The organism is Thermoactinospora rubra (assembly GCF_002093975.1).
GTDB classification, from domain to species: Bacteria; Actinomycetota; Actinomycetes; order Streptosporangiales; family Streptosporangiaceae; genus Nonomuraea; species Nonomuraea rubra_A.
Genome location: NZ_MSZZ01000005.1, coordinates 244,379 through 267,316 on the forward strand (window position 1 = coordinate 244,379; position 22,938 = coordinate 267,316).

A 22,938-nucleotide genomic window follows, 5' to 3' on the forward strand; every position below is an offset into this window, starting at 1 on the left:
CCGTCTGCCCCGTGCCGCAGGCCGTCTGTCCCGCACCAGAAGCACCAGAAACCGTCCGTCCCGGCGTATCAGCCATCTGTCCCGCCATGTGAGCCGCCATGACACCCACAAGGGTGACAGGACGGCCGCCGCCTTCTCAGGTGATCGGCGGCTCACCCTGGAATGTGGGGAATGTCCAGGTGAGGTCTCGTAGTGGCCGGGGCCGTGGAAGCGCCGCTGCCGAGGATCTCGGGTGGGTTCAAGGCAGGGCAGCGGTCAGGTCGAGCTCGACGAGCTGGCCGGTGAAGCCCAGCCCCGCCACGCCCAGCAGGGTGCTCGCCGTGGTGGAGGCCGGGGCGAGCGGCGATTCCCGCAGCCGTCTCCACACCCCGGCCAGTACGGCGGTGTCCTCGCTGACGACGTAGATGACGGACCGGACCACCCGGTCGGGCCGTGCGCCGACGGCGGCCGGCGCGGTGAGGGAGTTGGCCACCACCTGGTTCACCTGCGCGTCCACGTCCCCCTCGCCGACCAGCTCGCCGCCCGCGTCCAGTGGGCACTGCCCGGCCAGGAACGCCAGCCGTACCGCCTCGACCAGGGTGACGTGGCTTGGCTGTAGCCGGGAGTGGGGTGGAGCGCGTCGGGGCTGATCCTGGTGATCGCCACGCGGCGATTATCCCGAGGTCCCGATATCTCCGAGGTCCCGAGGTCCCGGGTCGTCCGCCCAGGCGTCCGGAGGCCGCCCACCCGGGGTCCCGCTATCTTGGGCCTGCTATGCATGACCGCCCCGCTCCCTGCTGCGCCCCTCCGGCCGTACGGCCCGCCGCCGGACGCGCAACCCCGTCCGGCATGCCGCCCGCCCGCCAGGACGGCGACCTCGACGGCATGGTCCTCCTCCCCGGCGGCGAGTTCCTCATGGGCGGCGACGACCCCGATGGCATCCCCGCCGACGGCGAGGGGCCGGTGCGGCCGGTGCGGGTCGAGGCGTTCCACATCGACGTCCACGCCGTGACCAACGACCGCTTCGCCGCCTTCGTCGAGGACACCGGCTACGTGACCGAGGCCGAACGCATCGGCTGGTCGTACGTGTTCGCCGGGTTCCTGCCCGCGGCGCTGCGCCGTACCTCTCCCAGGCTTCCCGACGCCCCGTGGTGGTGCGGCGTCGCGGGGGCCTGCTGGCGGCGGCCGGAGGGGCCGGGCAGCGACCTGGACGGCCGCGGGAACCACCCCGTGGTGCACGTGTCCTGGAACGACGCCGACGCCTACGCCCGGTGGGCGGGCAAGCGGCTGCCGACCGAGGCGGAGTGGGAGTACGCGGCGCGTGGCGGGCTGGAGCAGCGCCGCTACCCCTGGGGCGACGAGCTGGACCCGGGCGGGGAGTACCGGTGCAACATCTGGCGCGGGCGGTTCCCGGTCAAGAACACCGCGGCGGACGGCTACCGCGGGACGGCTCCGGTGGATGCGTTCCAGCCCAACGGGTTCGGGTTGTACAACGTGTCGGGCAACGTGTGGGAGTGGTGCGACGACTGGTGGACCACCGACCACGCCGCGCCGCGCCCGGCCTCCGGTACGGCCAAGGCCATGCGTGGCGGGTCGTACCTGTGTCACGAGTCGTACTGCAACCGCTACAGGGTCGCCGCGCGCACGGCCAACACGCCTGACTCGTCGAGTGGCCACACCGGCTTCCGCTGCGCTCGCGACGCTTGACGGGGGAGTCTCGCCGAGGCTCGCCGACGTTCCTGCTCCGCCGTACCGGACGCTGAGCTCCGCCGAGGGTGCGGGAGTCGGCGAAGCCGATAGCGAGGGCGGAACCGCGAGGCGTTCGAACGGCTGTGTGGATTCCCCGCGGAACACGCCTGGAAATCCGGACGTACGCTCCCAGGGCCACTACCCTGTGAGCAGGGAGGGGCAGTGACAGTAAACGGAGTGGCGAGCCGCAGCGAAGCGACCGTGACTGGTGAGACGGTCGGCAGGGTCCTCGGCACGCAGGCCGCCTCCCCGCTGTCCTTCTGGATCGGCCTGGAGCCCGGCAAGGTCGTCCAGCTCGACGACGTCGTGGTGACCAGGCGCGAGGTGCCCGGCTACGGGCCCGTGCTGGTCGCGGGCGTGGTGACGACCGTGGAGGCCAGGCACGAGGGCGCCGCCTACGACTCCGACGTGTTCCTGATCGCCGACGGCGCGCTGCCGGCCGCCGTGGTGGAGGTGGCCGAGGTGCGCGTCACCCGGGTCGAGCCCGAGGTGTTCGTGCCGCCGTTGCCGGGCGCGAAGGTCTACCTGGCCTCCTCGGGCGACCGGGACCAGGCGCTGTACTTCGACGTGATGGAGCGCCGCATCCCCCTCGGCATGGGGCGCGACGGCCTGCCGCTGTATGTGAACTTCGACTTCCTCGACGGCACCCGCGGCGCGCACGTGTCGATCTCGGGTGTGTCCGGCGTGGCGACCAAGACGTCGTTCGCCACCTTCCTCCTCTACTCGATCTTCAACTCGGGCGTGCTGGGCGGCGAGGCGGCCAACACCAAGGCGTTGATCTTCTCGGTGAAGGGCGAGGACCTGCTGTTCCTCGACCACGCCAACACCCGCCTGGACGACGCCGCGCGGCGGGCGTACGACAGGCTCGGCCTTCCGGCCCGGCCGTTCGGCAGCGTCCACGTCTTCGCCCCGCCCCGGCCGAACGACCCCAACGGCGTGCCTCACGTCGCCGCCCGCACCCAGGGCGTGAGCGCCTTCTACTGGACGCTCGTGGAGTTCTGCCAGGAGGAGCTGCTGCGCTTCGTGTTCGCCGACGCCGACGACGAGCGCGCGGGCTACTCGCTGCTCGTGGGGCAGATCTCCGCCCGGCTCAAGGCCTGGGCCGAGCCGGTGGGCGACGGCGGCGCGGTCATGGTCAGGGGTACGGCCTGCCGTACCTTCTCCGACCTGGTGGAGCTGCTGTCGGACCAGCTGCAGGACGACGAGTCACGGCCGGAGTGGACCGGCGCGCAGACCCCGCTCGGCACGGTGAACGCCTTCCTCAGAAGGCTGCGCAGCGCGGTGCGGCCGCTGGCGCCGATCGTGCGCGGCGACCTGCCCTTCTACCGCAGCCACTCCATCAGCACCTCCGACGCCCAGGTCTCCATCGTCGACCTGCACAACCTGCCCGAGCGGGCGCAGCGGTTCGTGGTGGGCGTGGTGCTGCGCGGGGAGTTCCACCGCAAGGAGTCCTCGGGTACGGCCAGGCCGCTGCTGTTCGTCGTGCTGGACGAGCTCAACAAGTACGCCCCGCGCGAGGGCGACTCCCCGATCAAGGAGATCCTGCTCGACGTGGCGGAGCGGGGCCGGTCGCTGGGCGTGATCCTCATCGGCGCCCAGCAGACCGCCTCGGAGGTCGAGCGGCGCATCGTCGCCAACAGCGCGGTGCGGGTGGCGGGCCGCCTGGACCCGGCGGAGGCCACGCGGTCGGAGTACGGCTGGCTGCCCCCGGCGGTCCGCGACCGGGCGACGATCGCCAAGCCGGGCACGATGTTCGTCGCCCAGCCGGAGATCCCGGTGCCACTGGCGGTCGCCTTCCCGTTCCCGGCGTGGGCCACCCGCCCCTCGGAGGCGGCGCCGGCGGCCGTCAAGACCACCCAGGACCCCTTCCAGGGCCTGCCCGGCGCCGAAGACGACGTCCCCCCCTTCTAAGTAGGAGAAGCGTGAAGATCCTGCACACCGCCGACTGGCACGTGGGCAAGGTCCTCAAGGGCCGCTCGCGGATCGACGAGCACCGGGCGGTGCTGCGCGAGCTGGTCGGCGCGGCCCGCGAGCACGACGTGGACGCCGTCATCGTGGCCGGGGACCTGTTCGACACCTCCGCCCCCACGCCCGAGGCCCAGTCGCTGGTGCTGCCCGCGCTGCTGGCGCTGCGCGAGGAGGGCCGCCAGGTGGTGGTGCTGGCGGGCAACCACGACAACCCGCACCTGCTGGAGGTCTACCGGCCCGTGCTGGGCGAGCTGGGCCTGCACGTGGTCGGCTCGTTCCGCCGTCCCGACGCGGGCGGCACGCTGGCCTTCACCGCCCGCACCGGGGAGCCGGTACGGCTGGCCGTCCTGCCGTTCCTGTCCCACCGCTACGTGGTGCGGGCGGCCGAGGTGCTGACCGGCACGCCCGCCGAGCACAACCGGGACTACGCCGCGCGGATCGGCGAGCTGATCGCCGCCCTGACCGCCGGCTTCCAGGCCGACACGGTCAACCTCGTCGCCACCCACGGCACGCTGCCCGGCGGCCGGTTCGGGGGCGGCGAGCGCGAGGCGCAGTCGATCTTCTCCTACTACTTCGAGGCGACCGCCTTCCCGCCCGCCACGCAGTACGCAGCCCTGGGCCACCTGCACCGCCGCCAGCAGATGCCGGGCCCGTGCCCGATCTGGTACAGCGGCTCGCCGATCGCCGTCGACTTCGGCGAGGAGGCCAACACGCCGGGCGCGCTGCTGGTGGAGGTCTCGCCCGGCCGCCCGGCGGTGGTGCGGGAGCTGACCTTCTCCTCCGCTCGCCGCCTGCGCACGGTCAGGGGCACGCTGGAGCAGCTGGAGACGCTGGAGGCGGGCGACGACTGGGTCAAGGTGATCGTCGAGGAGAAGCCCCGGGTGGGGCTGGCCGACCAGGTCCGCGAGGTGCTGCCCGGCGCGATCGACGTCGTGCTGGACGAGCGGTTCCGCCCGGTGCGCGCCGTACGGCAGGCCGGCGGGGGCGCCCGCAGCCCGCGCGAGCTGTTCCGCGACTACCTCAGCGCCACCGGGCGGGAGGACGACCGCGTGGCCGCGCTGTTCGACCGGCTGTATGACGAGGTGACCGGCTGATGCGTCCCCTGCTGCTGCGTCTGGACGGCTTCGGCAGCTTCCGCGAGCCCACCGAGATCGACTTCTCCGACGTCGAGTACTTCGCGCTCGTCGGGCCGACCGGCGCGGGCAAGAGCACGATCATCGACGCGCTGTGCTTCGCCCTCTACGGCACGGTGCCGCGCTGGGGCAAGGAGAACGTGATCGCCCACGCGCTGGCGCCCTCGGCCGCCTCCGGCAAGGTCGGGCTGATCTTCGAGAGCGAGGGGCGCCGCTACGCGGTCGTCCGGGCGCTGGCACGCGACAGTAAGGGCACGGTCCGCACCAAGGAAGCCAGGCTGGACGAGCTGGACCCGCGCGAGGCGACCTTCGAGTCGGTCCTCAAACCGGTGGCCGAGGGCGACGACGTCACCGCCGAGGTGCAGCGCGTGACCGGGCTGGAGTACAGGTTCTTCACCCAGTGCGTGGTGCTGCCGCAGGGGGAGTTCGCCCGCTTCCTGCACGCGGCCCCGCGCGAGCGGCAGGACCTGCTCATCCAGCTGCTGGAGGCCGACGTCTACGACCGGATCAGGCAGCGGGCGGTGCGCGAGGAGGAGACCGCCCGGCAGGCCGCCGCCTTCGCCCGCGACCAGCTCGCCCAGCTGGCCGGCGCGACGCCGCAGGCCGAGCGGGAGGCCGAGGAGCGGGCGCTGGCGCTGCGCGCGCTGGCCGACGGCATCGGCACCGACCTGGAGCTGCTGCGCGCCAGGAACGCCGAGATCCAGCGGACCCAGGAGGCGCTGCGGGAGCTGACCGTGCGCATCACCGGGCTGCGGTCGCTCACGATGCCGCCCGAGGTGCCCACGCTGGCCGCGACCGCGCGGGAGGCGGCCGAGGCGGTGGCCGCGCTGGAGGCGGAGGCCGCCGCCCTGGACGCCGACGAGCGTGCGGCCGAGCGGGCGCTGGCCGAGCTGGGGGAGCGGGGCGAGCTCATGGCCGCGCTGGCGGCGCTGGAGGCGCACGAACGGCTCTCGCGATCCCTGGAGCGCGCCCGCGAGACCGCCGACGAGGCGAGGCGGGCGCTGCCCGGGCTGGCCGAAGCCCTCCGGCGGGCCGAGCAGGCGCTCGCCGCCGCCGAGCGGGAGCGCGACCGGCTGCGTGACGCGCACGCCGGTGCCGGCCTGGCCGCCCGGCTGGCCGTGGGCGAGCCCTGCCCGGTCTGCCTGCGCGCCGTGACCGAGCTGCCGCACCACGGCTCGCTGTCCGACCTGGGTACGGCCGAGCGCGCCGTCATGCTGGCCCGCGGGGAGGCCGAGCAGGCCAGGGCCGCGCACGGCAAGGCCGACAGCTCGGCCGCCGTGCTGGCCGACCAGGCCAGGCGCCTGGAAGCCGAGCTGGCCGCGCTGCCCAGGCCCTCGATGGACCGCGCGTCGATCCAGGCCGGGCTGGAGGCCGTCGCCAAGGCCGAACAGCTCGTCTCGGATGCCAGGAAGGCCGCGCGCGCCTGCCGTACCCGGCTCGACCAGGCCCGGGCCCGCGCCCAGCAGGCGGCGCGGCAGGCCGAGGACGCCTGGCGGGCCCTGGAGGCCGCCCGCGACCGGCTGCTGGCGCTGGGCCGCCACGCCGACGTCGCCCCGCCGCCCGTCGACCGGGCCGACCTGCACCGCGCCTGGCAGGACCTCATCGAGTGGCGCAACCAGGAGGGCATCGCCACCCGCGCCGTGGCGGACGAGACCGAGCAGGCGCTGGCCGGCCTGAAGGCGGACCGGGACGCCGAGCTGGCCCGGCTGTCCGCGCGGCTGGCCGAGCACGGCGTCACCGCCCCGGACCAGCCCGACCAGCCCGACCAGATCGCCGCCGCCGTCGCCGCCGCGGTCACCCGGGCCGAGGGCGCGCTGGAGCGGATCAGGGAGCAGCGCTCCCGCGCGGCGCGGCTGGAGAAGGAGGTGGCCGAGAAGGAGGAGGCCGCCAAGGTCGCCCACGAGCTGGAGCTGCGGCTGCGCGCCAACGCCTTCGAGCGCTGGCTGTGCGCCGAGGCCCTGGCCACGCTCGTGGCCACCGCCTCCGACACGCTGCGCGAGCTGTCGGACGGCCAGTACGAGCTGGCCCTGGGCGACCGCAGCGAGATCGAGGTGATCGACTACGCCGAGGCCGGGATGCGGCGCAGCGCCCGCACCCTGTCGGGCGGGGAGACCTTCCAGGCCGCCCTCGCGCTGGCGCTGGCCCTGTCGGGCACGGTGGCGCGCGGCCTGGAGTCGATCTTCCTGGACGAGGGCTTCGGCACGCTCGACCCGGCCACGCTCGACACCGTCGCCACCACCCTCGAACGGCTCGCCGCCGGGCAGGAGCGCATGGTCGGGGTCGTCACCCACGTCCCGGCGCTGGCCGAGCGGGTGCCGGTGCGCTTCGCGGTCAGCCGCGACACCAAGGGCTCGCACGTGCGGAGGGTCGGACCGTGACGGCCTTCACCGTCGACCCCTGGGACCCCGGCTACGCCGCGGCCCTGGCCGTCGAGGCGCTGTCGGAGCTGGGCGCCACCAGCGCGGAGCTCGTTCTGGACGTGGAGCGGCCGCCGCACGAGTGGCGGCCCGTCACCCCGCGCGGCGAGCCGCCCCGGACGCTGCTGGTCGCCGACGGCGTGCGCAGGATCGACGCCCGGCTGTGGGTGCACTCCGAGGAGGAGCCCATGCCGCTGCCCGGCATCGCCGCCTCCTACGCCGCCGGGATCGTCCGCTGCGGCCCGGAGGGCGCCGACCTGGTCGCGGTCGAGGTGAACCGGACGCTGATCAGCGCCTCGCCGTACACGCCGGAGGTCAAGACCCCGCACGCCACCTACCACCCGTGCCAGGCCGCCGACTCCAGCATGGAGGAGCTGTCGCTGGCGCTGCAGCGGCAGGTGACGCGGCTGGAGGTGGAGCTGGCCGTGCGGCACCGGGCGCGGGCCGACGACATGCTCCTGGTGGACGGCCCGCTGCGGGGCCGCGGCCACCTGCCCGCCACGGTCGGCTACATCAAGACCCACCACACCGCCTACCTGCCCGCCCCGCAGTCCGCGGTGGTCGCCGCGCTCGCGCCCGGCCAGCGCACGCCGGTCTTCCTCATGGGCACGAGCTGGCGGCGGCACGCCTGGTACGTGCGGCTCCCGGTCGCCTCGCCGGCGCCGTGGGCCGGGATCGCGCGCTGCGAGGCGGGCGCGGACCTGCCGGCCGAGGAGGTGGTACGGCTGGCCGACGCGGTGACGCTGGCCCTGCTGCCGCTGGCCGGGGTGGACTACAAGGATCCCCGCGCGCCGCAGAACCTCGTGCCCATCGGCGGCCTGGAGAAGCTGCTGCGCCACCACCTGGGCGACGCGCAGCTGCTGTATCGGGCGCTGCGCACGGCCGGCGGCCAGGACTGACCGGCCCGCAGGCGGCGGGCAGTCTCGACGGTGACGTGTCCGTGTTCTTGACAACTCCAGCGGTGGGGGAATCGCTGATAAGGAATTAAGCCGATTTTGACTCGTTTGTCGTGTTATGCGGAAATCATCGCTACATGCCTGATGTCGTGAAGCTCATCACCAGCGATCATCGAGAGATCGAGGCGCTGTTCGCCCGGCTGCGGGACCGCCCGCACAACCGCAGGGCCGATCTCGTCAAGCTGGCCGCGCTGCTGACCGCCCACGCGCGGGCCGAAGAGGACCGCGTCTACCCGGAGCTGCGCAAGGCCGTTCCGGCCGGGGACGGCGACGTCCACCACGGTTTCGAGGAGCACAAAGAGGCCGAGGTCATCCTCGACCGGCTCAAGTCGGCCGAACCCGGCGGCGCCGAGTTCGACCGGACGCTCAAGAGGCTCGTCCAGTCCGTCTCCCGCCACATCAAGGAAGAGGAGAACGAGATGCTTCCGGCCCTCGGCAGGGCCGTCGGGCGCAAGCGGCTGCAGGAGCTCGGCAAGGCGTTCAAGGAGCGCAGGGACCAGGAGCTGGCCGCGCTCATGATGCCCGTCCAGGCGCGCAGGGGCTCGGCCTCCCTGCAGAGCATGTCCAAGGCGGAGCTGTACCGCAGGGCGCAGGACGCGGACCTGCCGGGCCGCTCGCGGATGTCGAAGGAGGAACTGGCGGACGCCCTTCGCCGGCGCGGCTAGGGTGCCCTGAGTTTCAGGCCGTAGACGTCGATCGCCGTGCCGGCGTGGATCCTGGCGCGCTCGTCCCCCGACACGCCCGCCAGGCATTCCCCCATGACCTCCAGAGCCTGCCGGTAGGACGCGACCAGCTCGCACACCGGCCAGTCCGAGCCGATCATCAGCCGCTCGGGCCCGAACAGCTCCAGCGCCTCCTCCACGAACGGCCTGACGGCCTCGCCCGTCCAGCCGGGACCCGCCTCCGTGAGCAGCCCCGACAGCTTGGCGCTCACGTTGGGACAGGCGGCCAGCGGGGCGACCAGCTCGCGCCACTCGGCCAGGCCGCCGGCGTCGATGCGGGGCTTGCCCAGGTGGTCCAGCACGAACGCGGTGCCGGGCGTCGCCGCCGCGGCCGCCGCGCACGCGGGCAACTGGTGCGCGCGCACCACCAGGTCGCAGGCCAGCCCGGCGGCGCCGATGGCGGCCAGGTTCGCCCGCACGTCGGCGCGGGCCAGGAAAGCGGGGTCCGCCACGCCCTGCACCTGGTCGCGCAGCCCCACCAGCAGCTCGCCGCCGGGCAGCGACCGGTAGCGCTCCAGCGTCGCGGCGATGTCGGGATCGGCCAGCGACACCCAGCCCACCACCCCGGCGATCTCGGGCGTGGCGGCGGCCGTGGCGAGGAAGCCGGCGGTCTCCTCCGCCGCGCACAGCCCGCCCTCCACCAGCACCGTCGCCCGGACGCCGCTGCCGTCCAGGACCCGGCGCAGGTCGGCGACGGTGTAGTCGCGGCGGATCGGCTCCAGCCCCGGCTCGGCCAGCCACGGGTAGTCGCCCCGCCAGAGATGGTGGTGCGCGTCGACGATCACGCCGCTCACCCCAGCCGGCGCAGGATGGCCTGCTTGGCGGCGGCGAACTCCTCGTCGGTCAGCACCCCGCTTCTGTGCAGCTCGCCCAGCTCGGCCAGGCGGCGCAGCACCGCGTCCTGGTCGCCGGGCGCGGGCGGCCCGCTCAGCGCGGCGGGGGCCTGGCGGGTCAGGCGGGCGTGGACCGCGGCGGCGACGAGAGCCGTGGTGCCGCCGAACTTCTGCAGCCCCCAGGAGACGCACCGCAGGTCCTTGGTCGGCGGCTTGGTGTCCCGCTGGTCCTTCAGCCGGAAGCGCAGGCTGCCGTATCCGGCCCCGGCCAGCGGCGTCCACTCCACGCCGACGACCTCCGACAGCAGGAACTCCTGGGGCCCTGCCGCCTCCTTGACCGAGGTGGCCATCCAGGTCCACTCCAGCCGGATCCGCTCGCCGTCGAAGGTGACCGTCGCGTCGCCCGCGGTGGCCGACACCGGTACGGCGGGGCCCGGCATGAGATAGCTCTCACAGGGGCCCGGCGGGACCTGCCAGATCCGCAGCGCCTCCCGCACCTCGTCGGCGAAGTATTCGGCGGCGCCCGTCCGGTCCTTGGGCACCGCCAGCCGGTAGGGGTCGGCGGGGGCCGCCAGGCCGCCCGCCGCCACGTCGGTCAGCGGGTCGGCGCCAGGGCGCAGGCGCAGCCGTAAGTGCCCGCCCTTGCGGCCGGGTTCGAACGCCACGCTCGAGACGGCCTCCAGCGGCACCGCCAGCTCACCCAGCACCTTGCGGATCTCGTGCACGCCGGACCCGCTGCCCGGGGTGATGCGCAGGGTCTCGTGGTCGAACGCCCACGACCCGTCGGGGACTGTGATCTCCGCCATGAGACAAGTATCGGCCCCTCACCCGACCACGAGACGCACCGATTCCGGCAGGCCGGTCACCTCGATCTCCTCGCCGATGTCGACGGTCACGCGCGAGCCGCCGATGGTCATGCCGGAGATCCGCATCGGCCCGAAGCCCTCCGGCAGCGCCGGGTCGATGCGCACCGTGCCCTCCGGGACGTCGGGGACGAGCCTGAGCAGCGTCCGCAGCAGCTCGATCGGGGCCGCGGCGGCCCACGCCTGGGGCGAGCAGGAGGTTGGGTAGGGCACCGGGACCGGGAACTCGTCCCGGCCGAAGCCGCAGAACAGCTCGGGCAGCCGCCCCCCGAAGGCCCGCGCCGCGTCCAGCAGCCCCAGGGCGATGCGCTGGGCCTCCTCGACGAAGCCGTACCGCATGAGACCGGCGGCGATCAGCGCGTTGTCGTGCGGCCAGACCGAGCCGTTGTGGTAGCTCATCGGGTTGTAGGCGCCCATCGTCGAGGCGAGGGTGCGCACGCCGTACCCGGTGAACATGGCGGGCGACAGCAGGTGCTCGGCCACCTGCGGGGCCTTGTCCTCGTCGACGATGCCGGTCCACAGGCAGTGGCCCATGTTGGAGGCCAGGCCGTCGACCGGGCGGTCGTTGCCGTCGATGGCGATCGCGTAGTAGCCGCGCTCGGGCAGCCAGAACCGCTCGTTGAAGTCCCGCTTGAGCTGCTCGGCCTTGTGCAGCCACTTGTCGGCGTCGCCGAACAGCGCGCGGGAGCGGTAGGCGGCGTAGACGTACCCCTGCACCTCGGCCAGGGCGATGGGCGGCTTGGCCAGCGTGCCGTCGGCGTGGTTGACGCCGTCGCCGGAGTCCTTCCAGCCCTGGTTGACCAGTCCCTGGTCGCTCTTGCGGCGGTAGGCCAGGAACGGGTCGGCGTTGGCGGTGATCCACTCCATCGCGCGGTCGGCGGCCGGGAGCAGCTCCTGGACGGCCCCCCCGTACAGGCCCCACCGGCACAGCTCGCCCAGCAACATGACGAACAGGGGCGTGGCGTCGACCGAGCCGTAGTAGGCGCTCGCGTTGACGCCCAGCGACAGCACGCCGTGCCGCAGCTCGTGGAGGATCTTGCCGGGCTCCTCCTCGGTCAGCGGGTCGTCGACGCGGCCCTGCAGCGCGGCCAGGCGCCGCAGCGTGCCCAGGGCCAGCGACTGGTCCAGCGGCAGCGCCATCCACGAGGTGATCAGCGAGTCGCGGCCGAACAGGGTCATGAACCACGGCGCGCCGGCCGCCACCGACCCGTCGGCCAGCCGCAGCGCGCCCAGGTCGTCGCGGGACCGCTCGAGCGTCCTGGCCAGCACCTTGTGCGGCGTGGTGACCACGGGGCTCGACCGTGCCCACTCGGCCCGCCGCCGGACCGGCTCGGCGTGCTCGACCGGCTGGTGCGCGGCGAACCACGCCGTGGACTCCTCGCCCTCCACGATGGGGTTGACCTGCAGGATCACGCTCCACTGGGCGCGCGGCGGGATGGCCACGCGGAAGGTCAGCAGCCCGGGCACGGCCACCACGCCGTCGCCGGCCACCACCCGGGTGCCGCGCCCCCTGCTGTCGGCGTACATGCGCAGGCCGTCGGGCGTGGGCGTCATCGCCACGTCGGGCACGTGCTGCACACGGTCGCCCTTGACCTCGAACAGGTCCGCCATGTCGGATCCCACGTGGACGGCCACCACACAGCCCACCGGCTCGTCCGACAAGTTGCGCAGCGAGAGGTCCTCGCGCAGGCCCGCGCCCACGTAGCGGTCCCTGACGACGAGCAGGCTGCTCTCCGCCCGGCCCGGCCGCGGCCGGGCGCGGCCCAGGAAGGTCGCGTGGTACGGCTCGCCCGAGATCACCTGCAGCGTCTCCACCGGCTCGTCGTCCACACGCAGCTCCCAGCGGGACACCAGCCTGGTATCCGCGTGGAACACGCCGTGCGATCCGCCCGCATGGATGTCGCCGTTGAAGGACGACACGCAGAACGAGCTCCCCTCGACCAAAGTCACGGTCGTGTCCATGGATCACATCTCCTCTCTAGGGGTAGGTGGGAGGACGTTTCCCTTGTTCGGAGGACTGTCAATGCAGCCACTATCCCCGCTTCGCGTCGCGATTGTCGCCCCGCCGTGGTACGACCTGCCGCCCCACGGCTACGGCGGCATCGAGGCTCTGGTGGCCGATCTGGCCGGGGCCCTCGTCGAGCGTGGTCACGACGTCACGTTGATCGGCGCGGGTAAGGCCGACACCCCTGGCAGTTTCGTAGCCACCTACCCAACAGCCCCCTCGGATCGCATCGGCGAACCGTTGCCCGAGATCCTCCACGCGGCGGCGGCCGCTCGGGAGATCGCCAGGCTGAATCCCCACATCGTTCACGACCATACCCTCGCGGGGCCGCTGATGGCGGCGGCTCGCGCCGTGCCGACGCTGGTCACCGTGCACGGCCCGGTCGAGGGGGAGCTCGGCGACTACTACCGGGCCCTCGGCGACACCGTGTACCTGGCGGGGATCTCCGAGGCGCAGCGCACGCACGCCCCGGACCTGAACTGGGCGGGCGTGGTCTACAACGGCATCGACGTCGGCACGTTCCCGTTCCGGCGGGACAAGGAGGACTGGGTGCTGTGGCTGGGCCGGTTCACCCCCGACAAGGGCCCCGATCTGGCCATCGAGGCGGCCCGGGCCGCCGACCGGCGGATCGTGCTGGCCGGCAAGCTGACCGAGGACGCCGAGCGGCAGTACTTCGCCGAATGCGTCGAGCCGCTGCTGGGTCCCGGCGTGGAGTACGTCGGCGAGGCCGACGCCGACCGCAAGCGCGACCTGCTCGCGCGGGCCCGCTGCCTGGTCTTCCCCATCCAGTGGGAGGAGCCCTTCGGCCTGGTCATGGTCGAGTCGATGGCCTGCGGCACGCCGGTGGTGACCCTGCGGCGCGGGTCGGCGCCGGAGGTGGTGGAGGACGGCGTCACCGGCTTCGTCCTGCCGGACGCCGCGGGCATGCCCGAGGCGATCGAGGCGGCGGGGCGCCTCGATCCGTGCGCCTGCCGGGCGCACGTGGAGCGCCGCTTCGACGTGCCGGTGATGGCCGAGGGCTACGAGCGGCTCTATCACCGGGTGCTCGACGAGGCTACGGCCCGGCGGCGGTGACCAGGCCCGACTCGTAGGCGAAGACCACCAGCTGGGCCCGGTCCCGCGCGCCGAGCTTCGTCATCGCCCTGGCGACGTGCGTCTTGGCCGTGGCGGGGCTGATGGACAGCCTCCTGGCGATCTCCACGTTCGTGAGCCCGCCGCCCACCAGCGTGACGATCTCCCTCTCCCGCTCGGTGAGCAGGCCGAGCTGGTCGGCCAGTCCCGGAGCGCGCCGGGGCCTGGCGGCGAACTGGGCGATCAGCCGCCGCGTCATCCGGGGCGCCAGCAGCGCCTCGCCCGCCGCCACGGTCCGCACGGCCCGCCGCAGCTCCTCCGGCTCCAGGTCCTTGAGCAGGAACCCGCTCGCCCCGGCCCGCAGCGCGGCGTAGAGGTACTCGTCGAGCTCGTAGGTCGTGATCACCACCACTTTGGTGGCGGCGAGGCTCGGGTCCCCGCACACCCGTTCCGTCGCGGCCAGGCCGTCCAGGCGCGGCATGCGCACGTCCATGAGGGCCACGTCGGGCCGGGTGCGGCGGATCAGGGCCAGCGCCTGCTCGCCGTCGGCGGCCTCGCCCGCGACGGCGATGTCGCCGGCCCGCTCCAGGATGGCGCGGAAGCCCTCGCGCACCAGGGGCTGGTCGTCGGCTATCACGACGCTGATCATCCGGCCTCCTCCAGCGGGGTCATCCGGCCTCCTCCAGCGGCAGCCTGGCGTGGACGCGGAAGCCGCCCGCGCCGGCGGGGCCGGCCGTCAGCGTGCCGCCCACGCTCGTCACCCGTTCCCGCATGCCGGCCAGGCCGAAACCGCCGCCCGGGCCGGACCCGCGCTCCGTGCCGTCGTCGGCGACGTCCACGACGAGCGCCCCGTCCTCGACGCCGATGCCGACGCGCACCTCGGCGGCGCCGGCGTGCCTGATGACGTTGGTCAGCGCCTCCTGGACCACCCGGTAGGCGGTCAGCTGGAGCAGGGGCGGCACCGGCGCGTCGGGCGGCGGGAGGCTCAGCCGTACCCGGAGCCCGGCGCGGCGGGCCTGATCGGCCAGCTCCGCCAGCCGGTCCAGCCCCGGCTGGGGAGCCACGCCCTCGCCGCCGCGCAGGAGCTCCAGCGCGGCCCGCACCTGGGGCCTGGCCTTCTTGGCCGCCGCCCGCACCGCCTGCATGGCCGCGCGCGCCTGCTCGGGATCGCTGTCGAGGGCGTCGAGCGCCAGCCCGCTCTGCACGGTGATCGTCGCGATGGTGTGGGCGAGGACGTCGTGCACCTCGCGGGCCACGGCCAGCCGGTCCTCGGCCAGCCGCCGGGCCGCCTCGGCCCTGGCGTGTTCCACCCGCTCGTCGGCGGCCAGGCGGCGGGAGCGGGCGGCCGAGCCGAGCACGGCCATCCACGCCATGGCGGCGCTGGGCCCCAGGACCGGGAAGGACGTCCACGGCATCGGGTGCGGGGGCAGGGTGGGGATGAGCGAGGCCGCCCCGACCACGGCCATGCCGGTCGCCAGCGACCAGGGCGAGCGGCCGTAGGCGGTGATGGAGTAGCAGGCGGCGAACAGCGGCAGGGCGGGGGCCAGGCCGGGATACCCGGCGGCGTTGTAGGCGAGGGACGCGGCCAGCCCGGCCAGCGCGGCCAGGAGCGGAGCGCGGCGGCGGGCGACCAGCGGCGCGCTCGCGGCCAGGGCCAGGGCGTAGGCCCACGGGGCGGGGGGATGCGGCCGGACCGTGGCGGCCAGCTCGGTCGCCACCCCGATCACGGTGATGGCGCCCACGGCTGCCGTGAGCGCCTGGTCCACGCGGGTCTCCTGCCACGGCCTCACCCGCGCAGGATAGATCGCAGAAGAGATCACCGCAGCCGCCGGTAGGCCAGCAGCGCGACGGCGCCCAGCAGGGCCGTCCAGGCGGCCAGGATCCCGATCGCCGGCCACAGCGCGGGCGCCGGTCCGAGGAGCTGCCAGCCCAGGTCGGCCAGGCGGTTGGAGGGCAGCCAGCCGGAGACGGCGCGGAAGGATTCCGGCAGCTGCGCGGGCGGGATCCACAGGCCGCCCACGGCCGAGGTGACCATGTAGAGCCCGTAGCAGACGACGTAGGAGGCGTCGGCGTTGACCGCGTAGCCGATCGCCACGCCGAGGGCGGCGAACGGCGCGGTGCCCAGCCACATGGCGGCCACGAGCGCGGTCCAGTGGGCGGCGTCGAGCCGTACGCCCTTGACGAGCGCGGCGGTCAGGCAGACGGCGAGGATGGCGGGCAGCGCGGTGGCGATCCCGGCGGCGGTCTTGGCGGCGAAGACCTGCCAGGCGGGCACGGGCATGGCCCGCAGCTGGGTCAGCCAGCCGAGCTCGCGCTCCTGGGCGATGCGCGGGCCCGTGGTGGACAGCACCGCCCAGATGGCGCCGTAGGCGGACATGGCGACCATGAGGTCGCCGGGAACGCCGGGGCCGTGCCCGAACAGGGTGGCGAACAGCAGGTAGAAGCCGATGGGCGTGGCCACGGCCAGCGCCAGGTAGCGGGGGTCGCGCAGGGCCCGGACGATCTCCAGGCGGACCAGGATCGCGTTCATGCGGCCGTGCCTTTCTCGGGCTCCTCGGTCAGCATCAGGAAAGACTCGTCCAGGGACGCCGGGCTGACGCGCAGGTCGCGCCAGTCCAGCGGCGCCAGCGCGCGCACGGTGGCGTCGCAGTCGGCGGTGTGCAGGGTGACGCGCTCGCCCTCGGCCTCGACCCGGGTGACGCCGGGCAGCGCGGCCAGGCCGTCGTGGGGACCGGGGCGGGTCAGGCCGACGGTGCCGCCTCCGGCCAGGCGGCGGATCTCGGCCGGGGTGCCGTCGGCGACGATCCGGCCGCGCGCCATCACGACCACGCGCGTGGCGTTCTGGTCGACCTCGTCGAGGTAGTGCGTGGCGAACAGGACGGTGCGGCCCGTCGCGGCGAAGGCCCGCATCGCCGCCCAGAACTCCACCCTGGCCTTGACGTCCAGCGCCCGGGTGGGCTCGTCCAGCACGAGCACGTCGGGGTCGGCCACGACCGCGACCGCGAAGCGCAGCCGCTGGGCCTGCCCGCCCGACAGTTTGTCGACGCGGCGAGCGGCCAGGCCGTCGAGCCCCGCCAGGCGCAGCGCCCGCTCGGCGGGCAGCGGGCGGGGGTAGCAGCGCCGGGCCAGCTCGACCAGCTCGCCGACCTTGACGCCGGGCATCATGCCGGTGTCCTGGAGCATCGCGGCGATCCTGCCCTCGGCGACCGCCCGCGACGGCTCTGCGCCGCACACGGCGACCCGTCCGGCGTCGGGAGCCGTCAGGCCGAGCAGCATGCCGATGGTGGTCGACTTGCCCGCGCCGTTGTGGCCCAGGAGCGCGACGGTCTGGCCCGGCCGCACCTCCAGGGACACCTCCTGTACGGCGCGCACCGCGCCGTACGACTTGCTGACTGCGTGAAGGCTGATGGACATGCACCGAGCATGCGGCCGGGGCCGCCGCCCGGTCGTCAGCCGGTGACGGTGTCCGCCGTACTCAAATCGTGGTACGGCTCAGCGGACCGGGCTGGCGTACTGGGCCACGTCCGCCGCGCCGTCCTCGATCAGCTTCGCGGCCAGGTCCGACAACGCGCGCCCGACCGCCAGCTCGTCCCCGATGGCCGGCACCGGGCGGTCGCTGGGGTTGCGCCGGGCGTGGGCGACGCTCTCGTGCCGCATCCCGTCCTCGGTGATCAGCATCGCCCTGGCCGTCGTGATGGTGTCGCTGTCATCCTCGGTGATGGCGATCTGCACGTTCCACTGCTTCTGTTCCATGGTGACCATCTCCCTGCTTCGAGACTGCGCCCGTGCGGCGGCGCGGGTCAACCCGGCTAGCGGCGCACCCCGTCCGCGGCCGGCTCCAGCAGCTCCAGGTCGGACCGGGTGGGCAGGCTCTCCCAGTCGCCCTGGGAGGTCACGGCGAACGCCCCGGCGGCGCAGGCGGTGCGCAGCCGCTGCTCGGGGTCGGCCCCGGCCAGCCACTCGGCCAGCCAGCCCGCCGCGAAGGCGTCGCCCGCCCCGACCGGGTCCACCTCGGTCACCCGGTACGGCTCGGCGTGCCGGACCCGGCCGCCGGCGTGCTCGGCCGCGCCCCGGGCGCCGAACTTGAGCACCACGTGCGCGGGCCCGAGGTCCTGCGGCCGGTCGCCGATGAGCGCCGCCTCCGCCTCGGTGGCGAACAGCACGTCCACCTCACGGACCGCCTCGCGCAGCCACGCGCCGGCCTCCTGCGGCGACCACAGCGCCCGCCGGTAGTTCACGTCGAGCGACACCGTCACCCCGGCCGCCCGCGCCTCCTCGATCGCGTGCCGTACGGCGTCGCGGGCGGTGGCCGACAGGGCGGGGGTGATGGCCGAGACGTGCAGCACCCGGGCGGACCGGATCAGCTCGGGGTCCAGGTCGGCGGGCGACAGCCGCGAGCCCGCGCTGTCCCTGCGGTAGTAGCGCACGTCGATCATGTCGGCCGTGCGCCTGCCCTTGATCATCAATCCGGTCGGCGCGGAGGGATCGACGACGGCATGGGTGCGCACCCCCTCGCCGCGCAGCGTGGCCGCGACCAGCGTGCCGAACTCGTCGTCGCCCACGCGGCCCACCCAGGTGGCGGTGGCGCCCAGGCGCGTGACGCCGATGGCCACGTTGGACTCCGCGCCGCCGATGCCCAGCTCGAAGTCGCGGGCGAAGCGCATCGGCCCGGTGCGGCGCGCCGAGAACAGCGCCATGGTCTCGCCGAAGGTGATCAGATCGGTCATGTCCGCGAGCTTCCCACACGGGTGAGGACCTCGTGCCCGTCGCCGGGGGCCAGGAACGCCAGCAGCCGCCGGGCCTCGGCGACGGCCGCCTCCAGGTCGCCGGGGGCGAAGGACCGCCACTGGTGGATCGTGAGCGTGGTCGTGCCGCCGGCGCGGCTCGTGGTCCAGTCGCCCATGGTGAAGCCGTCGACGAGAATGAGCCGCCACATCACGTTGGCCTTGACGAAGGCGGGCGAGACCTCCTTCAGCGCGGTCTCGGTGAGGACCCGGGAGCGGTCGTCGTGCGACAGGAAGAGGTTGTCGAAGTCGTACATGAGCCGCACGGGGACCGGCAGATCGGGGTCGGGCCGGGCCGCGTCGGGCAGGTCGTACAGCACCCGGCCCTCCTCGTCGCGGAAGCGGGGCAGGTCCATGCCGTCCACGACCTCCTTCAGCCGGGTGAGCCCCGACCAGGTCTGCACGTCCTTGACCGAGGCGGGGCCGAAGGCGGCCAGGTAGCGCCGCACCAGCTCGGCCGGGGTCATGGGCGGCGCCTCCAGGCCCAGCCAGTGCTCGGCGCTGGTGTGGGCGACGGGGCCGCTCCTGCCCCACAGCCCGCGCGGCGGCACCTGGACCAGCGGCACGAGCCAGCGCACGCCCTGCCCGAGCGCGTGCGGGTCGTTGCCGGGCCACCGGGCGGCCAGCGCCTTGCCGAGCTCGGCGAAGGTCATCGGCCGCTCCTCGACCAGGGCTCGGCCCACGGCGGCCAGCTCCTCCAGGTCCACCCCGGCCAGGCGCCTGCCGAAGGTCGTGCGGGTCATCCGGGCGATCACCGGCTCCAGCAGGGGCCGCATCGCCAGGCAGTCGCGCGCGGTGACCAGGTGGATGGTGCCGCGCTGGAGCGCGATGCGGACCAGCCGCCGCGTCTCCAGCAGCCGGGAGGCCTCCTCGGCGCGGAAGCCCTCGATGCGGTTCCACAGGCCGGTGTACCAGCTGTGCGGGGTCTGCGCCTGCAGCCCGGCCAGGTGCTCGACCATCTCCGGCGTGGACATGCCGGCCCGCTCGACGAGCCATTGCCGCCGGAGCGTGGCCCGGTTGAGCGCGCGCCGGGTGAGGAGGGGGTCCATGGGGGATCACCCTAGCCGCACTGGCCAGGCAGGTAGCCGGCCTCGGGGATCCACTCCCGCCACTCGGCCTCGCCGAAGGCCCCGCCCGCCCGCGCGCACACCGCCTCCACGGCCAGGGCGGGGTCGACGGGCGCCTCCTGCACCGCGCCGTCGGCGAGCACGCCGCGCAGGCGCCGCCCGTCGGGGCTGAAGGCCAGCTCCCTGGAGTACTGGCCGATCGGCACCCGGCCGACCTCGCGCAGGCTCGCCACCTCCCACAGGCTGACCCACTGGCCGTCGACCGCCAGCAGGCGGCCGTCGGGGGAGTAGCGCAGCGCGCCCACCTGGCCGTCGCCGATCACGACCGTTCCCGCCGCCCGGCCCGAGGTCAGGTCCCACAGCCTGACCCGGCCGGACTCCAGGCCGTATGCCACCGACCGGCCGTCGGGGGAGAAGGCCACCGAGGTGGGCGTCAGCCGCCGGACGTCGGCGGGGTCGCGGGTGATCCGCCCGCTCGCCAGGTCCACCAGGTCCGCGCCGACCGCGAGCGTCCCGCCGTCGGGGGAGAAGGCCAGCACCAGGCCGGTGAGGCCCGCCACCGAGCGCAGCAGGCGGCCCGCGCGCACGTCCCACACCTGCACGTCGGCCGGCCCGGCGGCGGCCAGCAGGCGGCCGTCGGGCGACAGGGCGATGGCCTGCCGGTCGCCGCCCGCGTCGAGCGCGGCGATGCGGCTCCTGGTGTCCACCCGCCACACCGTGACCGGGTCTCCCGCGATGGCCATGACGGCGCCGTGGGCGTCGAAGGCGGGCGCGCCGCGGGCCTCGATCGTGCCCAGCGGGCGGCGCTCCTCGGCGTCGGTGAGCTGGATGGCGGCCCCCGTCTCGGCGGCGGCCACCCGCCCGTCGGCCGAGAGCGCGGCCACGGAGCTGTCGAGCACCGGCGCCACCGGGTCGGGCCGGTCCACGGCGGCCGACACGTCGAGCGACACCACGCCGCCGTCGCCCGTCAGGTACAGCAGCCGCCGCCCGTCGGGGGAGAAGGCGTAGTCGCCGGTCGCCCGGCGCGTGGGATAGGTCGCCAGGATGTGGCGGTCGGCCAGCCGCCACAGGTCCACGCCGTCGCGTCCCTCCACGGCCAGGAAGCGGCCGTCGCGGCTGAACACCGGCGGGTGCGGGGCGGTGGCCCGCAGGATGTCGCCCTCGGCCCGGCCGGTGGCGGTGTCGACCAGCGTGGTGCCGCGGCTGCCGACGATCGCCAGCAGCCGTCCGTCGGCGCTGAAGGCCGCCGGGGGAGCGCCCGCGTCCTCGGTGACCGGCGGGTCCACCCGGCCGGTGTAGGTTCTGGTACGGCTGCGCAGGTCCCACAGCTCCACGCGCCCCGAATGGTCGGCGAGCGCGGCCCAGCGCCCGTCGCCGGACACGGTCAGCTGCCGGTCCCCGGCCTCCAGCACCGCCGCGCCGTCCCCGAGGGAGTGCAGCACGGTCCGGCCGGACCGGTGGATCGCGGCCCAGCCGGGGGCGTCGAAGAGCGTGACGCCGTCGCCGGCCGGAAGAGCGGCGCCCGCCTGCCGCCCGCCGGCCAGGTCGAAGACGACCGTGCGCCCGGCCCGCACCCCGGCCGCGCGCCGCCCGTCCGGGCTCAGCTCCGACGGCTCGGCCAGGTCCGGCGGCAGGGTGTGGCGGGCGGTGCGCTCGCCGGTGCGGGCGTCGAACAGGGTCACCTCCTCGCCCGCCCACTTGATCAGGGCGTCGCCGCGCGAGGACAGGCGGTAGTGGGCGGCGGTGTCGGCGTGCGGATCCGCTACGACGGCCAGCTCCGGCTGGGCGAGGGAGCGCTGGAGCGCGGCGCGCGCCTCGAACACCGGCGACAGCTTCCAGGCCGCCACGCTCAGCCGCATCGCCGCTCGCGGATCGCTCGCCCGGACGCTCTCGGCCCGCGCGGCCACCGCCCTGGCGTTCGCCGCGGCCAGCTGCGTGCCGAGCTGGTCGCGCTGCCGCATGACGGTCACGCCGGCGGCGACGCTGACGGCCAGCATCGCGGCCATGCCCGCGGTGACCAGCGCCCTGACCCGGCCGCGCCGCCGGGAGGCGGCCGAGCAGGCGGCCAGGAACTCGCGCTCCAGCCGGTTGGGCGCCAGGTGGCGGCGGCCGGTGGCGGCCCAGGTCAGCGTCTCCTCCAGGGCCGAGCCGTGCAGCAGGTCGGCCCTCCTGCGGCCGCGCTCGTGCCAGTGGCGGGCCGCGGCGCGCAGCCGCCGGTGCGTCTCCAGGCCCGCCCGGTCGTCGCGCAGCCAGGTCCGCAGCCGCGGCCAGGCGTGGTACAGCGCCGCGCTGGCGGGCGCGACCGTGTCGCCGCCCACCGCGACGAGCCTGCCGGTCTCGGTCTCGACCGGCTCGACGGCGACGCTCCGCCGTACCAGCAGACCGGCCGCCACCAGCCGGTCGACCAGCTCGGCGTCCTCGGTCTCGGCCAGCGGCATGGGGCGGACCGAGCCGTCCTCGGCCATCCGCAGCAGCAGCTCCGGCAGGGCCTCCTGCTGGCGGGGCGGCAGCGAGGCGTACAGCTCCTCGGCCACCTCGCCCAGCGGCCTGGGGGCCGCCAGGCCGGGCGGCGGGCGCAGCGCCACCTCGGCCCGCTCGCGCGGCTCCGGGCTGCCCAGCAGGTTCAGCAGCAGCTCGTGGGCCTGGGGCCGGTCGGCGGGGTCCTTGGCCAGCGCCCGGGCGACCAGGTCGCGCAGCGGCTGCTCCAGCGGGCTCAGGTCCGGGTCGAGGGTCAGCACCCGGTGCATGACCCCGCCCAGGCTCTCGGCGTGGAAGGGGTCCTGTCCCGTGGCGGCGTAGAGGATCACCCCGCCCCAGGCGAACACGTCGGCCGGCGGCCCGGCCCTGTTCCCGGTGAACACCTCCGGCGCCATGTAGGCCGGCGTGCCCCCCAGGAAGCCGGTGCTGGAGGTCTGCCCCGACCTGGCCACCCCGAAGTCGATCACGCAGGGGCCGTCCGGGCCGAGCAGCACGTTCTCCGGCTTCAGATCGCGGTGCACCACGCCCGCCCGGTGCACAGCGGCCAGGGCCGTCGCCAGCGCGGCGGCCAGCCGATGCAGCGCGTCCCCGTGGTAGGGCCCGTGCCGCTCGACCGCCTGCCGCAGGCTGGGCCCCTCGACGAACTCGCTCACGATGTACGGCTGGGCCGCCTCCAGGCACACCTCGACGACCCGGGCCGTGCAGAAGGACGCCACGAGCCTGGCCGCCCTGGCCTCCTTGGCCAGTTGCTCCGGCACGCCGCCGTGGAGCACCTTGACGGCGTACCTCAGCCCCTGCTCGTCGTAGGCGTCGTAGACCACGCCCTGGCCGCCCGCGCCGAGCCGGCCTGCCAGCCAGTAGCCGCCAAGCCGTTGGGGGTCGCCGGGGAGCAAGCGCATCGTCACTGCAGCTT

General features: G+C 74.7%; 20 protein-coding genes. 7 read left to right on the plus strand and 13 right to left on the minus strand.

Annotation, left to right across the window (positions count from 1 at the left end):
- Positions 1-238: 238 nt before the first annotated feature.
- Positions 239-559 carry a RidA family protein gene (locus tag BSB02_RS42295; RefSeq protein ID WP_338064349.1) on the minus strand — a complete coding sequence of 107 codons (321 nt, stop codon included), beginning with the start codon at positions 557-559 and terminating at the stop codon, positions 239-241.
- On the minus strand, positions 481-645 hold the full coding sequence (locus tag BSB02_RS42300; protein ID WP_240506489.1) for a hypothetical protein: 165 nt from the start codon (positions 643-645) through the stop codon (positions 481-483). Before BSB02_RS42300 ends, BSB02_RS42295 begins: the two co-directional genes overlap by 79 nt.
- Before the next feature lie 108 nt (positions 646-753).
- On the opposite strand from BSB02_RS42300, the gene BSB02_RS18100 reads away from it, so the two are divergent.
- The 6 genes from BSB02_RS18100 to BSB02_RS18125 all read left to right on the plus strand — a co-directional run bounded on the left by BSB02_RS18100 (position 754) and on the right by BSB02_RS18125 (position 8,867).
- Positions 754-1,686 (plus strand): SUMF1/EgtB/PvdO family nonheme iron enzyme, encoded by a 933-nt coding sequence (locus BSB02_RS18100; RefSeq protein WP_084960156.1) that lies wholly within the window; start codon positions 754-756, stop codon positions 1,684-1,686.
- 243 nt (positions 1,687-1,929) lie between these two features.
- On the plus strand, positions 1,930-3,639 hold the full coding sequence (locus BSB02_RS18105; protein WP_143590833.1) for an ATP-binding protein: 1,710 nt from the start codon (positions 1,930-1,932) through the stop codon (positions 3,637-3,639).
- A gap of 11 nt (positions 3,640-3,650) precedes the next feature.
- Complete coding sequence (locus BSB02_RS18110) at positions 3,651-4,790, plus strand: exonuclease SbcCD subunit D (protein WP_084960158.1); 1,140 nt, start codon at positions 3,651-3,653, stop codon at positions 4,788-4,790.
- Positions 4,790-7,207 carry an AAA family ATPase gene (locus BSB02_RS18115; protein ID WP_084960159.1) on the plus strand — a complete coding sequence of 806 codons (2,418 nt, stop codon included), beginning with the start codon at positions 4,790-4,792 and terminating at the stop codon, positions 7,205-7,207. Before BSB02_RS18110 ends, BSB02_RS18115 begins: the two co-directional genes overlap by 1 nt.
- Entirely contained in the window at positions 7,204-8,145 is a 942-nt protein-coding gene (locus BSB02_RS18120; protein ID WP_084960160.1) for a hypothetical protein, read from the plus strand. The genes BSB02_RS18115 and BSB02_RS18120 overlap by 4 nt, the downstream gene beginning before the upstream one ends.
- Positions 8,146-8,279: 134 nt before the next feature.
- Positions 8,280-8,867: a hemerythrin domain-containing protein gene (locus BSB02_RS18125; RefSeq protein WP_084960161.1), complete on the plus strand. Its 588-nt coding sequence runs from the start codon at positions 8,280-8,282 to the stop codon at positions 8,865-8,867.
- Here BSB02_RS18125 and BSB02_RS18130 read toward each other — a convergent pair.
- Genes BSB02_RS18130 through BSB02_RS18140 form a run of 3 tightly spaced genes read right to left on the minus strand, consistent with a single transcriptional unit; the run spans position 8,864 to position 12,582 of the window.
- Positions 8,864-9,709 carry an amidohydrolase family protein gene (locus BSB02_RS18130; protein WP_084960162.1) on the minus strand — a complete coding sequence of 282 codons (846 nt, stop codon included), beginning with the start codon at positions 9,707-9,709 and terminating at the stop codon, positions 8,864-8,866. The two genes, BSB02_RS18125 and BSB02_RS18130, sit on opposite strands and share 4 nt — an antisense overlap.
- Positions 9,710-9,714: 5 nt before the next feature.
- On the minus strand, positions 9,715-10,563 hold the full coding sequence (locus BSB02_RS18135; protein ID WP_084960163.1) for a DUF4429 domain-containing protein: 849 nt from the start codon (positions 10,561-10,563) through the stop codon (positions 9,715-9,717).
- A gap of 18 nt (positions 10,564-10,581) precedes the next feature.
- Positions 10,582-12,582, minus strand: coding sequence for an amylo-alpha-1,6-glucosidase (locus BSB02_RS18140; protein WP_084960164.1), 2,001 nt, complete (start codon positions 12,580-12,582; stop codon positions 10,582-10,584).
- Positions 12,583-12,643: 61 nt separating this feature from the next.
- Between BSB02_RS18140 and BSB02_RS18145 the strand changes: the two genes are divergently transcribed.
- The gene (locus BSB02_RS18145) at positions 12,644-13,699 is read left to right on the plus strand and encodes a glycosyltransferase family 4 protein (protein WP_084960165.1); all 1,056 of its coding nucleotides are present in this window, start codon (positions 12,644-12,646) and stop codon (positions 13,697-13,699) included.
- Here the strand turns inward: BSB02_RS18145 and BSB02_RS18150 are convergent.
- The 8 genes from BSB02_RS18150 to BSB02_RS18185 all read right to left on the minus strand — a co-directional run bounded on the left by BSB02_RS18150 (position 13,680) and on the right by BSB02_RS18185 (position 22,924).
- Entirely contained in the window at positions 13,680-14,345 is a 666-nt protein-coding gene (locus BSB02_RS18150; protein ID WP_084960166.1) for a response regulator, read from the minus strand. The genes BSB02_RS18145 and BSB02_RS18150 overlap by 20 nt on opposite strands.
- A gap of 19 nt (positions 14,346-14,364) precedes the next feature.
- Positions 14,365-15,486 carry a sensor histidine kinase gene (locus BSB02_RS18155; protein WP_143590835.1) on the minus strand — a complete coding sequence of 374 codons (1,122 nt, stop codon included), beginning with the start codon at positions 15,484-15,486 and terminating at the stop codon, positions 14,365-14,367.
- Positions 15,487-15,512: 26 nt separating this feature from the next.
- Positions 15,513-16,226, minus strand: a complete 714-nt coding sequence (locus BSB02_RS18160; RefSeq protein WP_084960168.1) for an ABC transporter permease — start codon at positions 16,224-16,226, stop codon at positions 15,513-15,515.
- Positions 16,223-17,110, minus strand: a complete 888-nt coding sequence (locus BSB02_RS18165; protein WP_084960169.1) for an ABC transporter ATP-binding protein — start codon at positions 17,108-17,110, stop codon at positions 16,223-16,225. The genes BSB02_RS18160 and BSB02_RS18165 overlap by 4 nt, the downstream gene beginning before the upstream one ends.
- 78 nt (positions 17,111-17,188) lie before the next feature.
- A complete protein-coding gene (locus BSB02_RS18170; RefSeq protein ID WP_084960274.1) occupies positions 17,189-17,449 on the minus strand; it encodes a dsRBD fold-containing protein in 261 nt (86 codons plus the stop codon).
- 56 nt (positions 17,450-17,505) lie between these two features.
- The gene (locus BSB02_RS18175; protein ID WP_084960170.1) at positions 17,506-18,423 is read right to left on the minus strand and encodes a sugar kinase; all 918 of its coding nucleotides are present in this window, start codon (positions 18,421-18,423) and stop codon (positions 17,506-17,508) included.
- Positions 18,420-19,529 (minus strand): winged helix DNA-binding domain-containing protein, encoded by a 1,110-nt coding sequence (locus tag BSB02_RS18180; RefSeq protein WP_084960171.1) that lies wholly within the window; start codon positions 19,527-19,529, stop codon positions 18,420-18,422. Before BSB02_RS18180 ends, BSB02_RS18175 begins: the two co-directional genes overlap by 4 nt.
- A gap of 11 nt (positions 19,530-19,540) precedes the next feature.
- Complete coding sequence (locus tag BSB02_RS18185) at positions 19,541-22,924, minus strand: protein kinase domain-containing protein (protein ID WP_084960172.1); 3,384 nt, start codon at positions 22,922-22,924, stop codon at positions 19,541-19,543.
- Positions 22,925-22,938: the final 14 nt, after the last annotated feature.

Coding starts and splice junctions, on each gene's coding strand:
- BSB02_RS18150 (WP_084960166.1), bottom strand. CDS start 14,345: ATGATCAGCGTCGTGATAGCCGACGACCAGCCCCTGGTGCGCGAGGGC.
- BSB02_RS18165 (WP_084960169.1), bottom strand. CDS start 17,110: ATGTCCATCAGCCTTCACGCAGTCAGCAAGTCGTACGGCGCGGTGCGC.
- BSB02_RS18170 (WP_084960274.1), bottom strand. CDS start 17,449: ATGGAACAGAAGCAGTGGAACGTGCAGATCGCCATCACCGAGGATGAC.
- BSB02_RS18185 (WP_084960172.1), bottom strand. CDS start 22,924: ATGCGCTTGCTCCCCGGCGACCCCCAACGGCTTGGCGGCTACTGGCTG.
- BSB02_RS18160 (WP_084960168.1), bottom strand. CDS start 16,226: ATGAACGCGATCCTGGTCCGCCTGGAGATCGTCCGGGCCCTGCGCGAC.
- BSB02_RS18100 (WP_084960156.1), top strand. CDS start 754: ATGCATGACCGCCCCGCTCCCTGCTGCGCCCCTCCGGCCGTACGGCCC.
- BSB02_RS18115 (WP_084960159.1), top strand. CDS start 4,790: ATGCGTCCCCTGCTGCTGCGTCTGGACGGCTTCGGCAGCTTCCGCGAG.
- BSB02_RS18180 (WP_084960171.1), bottom strand. CDS start 19,529: ATGGACCCCCTCCTCACCCGGCGCGCGCTCAACCGGGCCACGCTCCGG.
- BSB02_RS18135 (WP_084960163.1), bottom strand. CDS start 10,563: ATGGCGGAGATCACAGTCCCCGACGGGTCGTGGGCGTTCGACCACGAG.
- BSB02_RS18175 (WP_084960170.1), bottom strand. CDS start 18,423: ATGACCGATCTGATCACCTTCGGCGAGACCATGGCGCTGTTCTCGGCG.
- BSB02_RS18125 (WP_084960161.1), top strand. CDS start 8,280: ATGCCTGATGTCGTGAAGCTCATCACCAGCGATCATCGAGAGATCGAG.
- BSB02_RS18145 (WP_084960165.1), top strand. CDS start 12,644: ATGCAGCCACTATCCCCGCTTCGCGTCGCGATTGTCGCCCCGCCGTGG.
- BSB02_RS18140 (WP_084960164.1), bottom strand. CDS start 12,582: ATGGACACGACCGTGACTTTGGTCGAGGGGAGCTCGTTCTGCGTGTCG.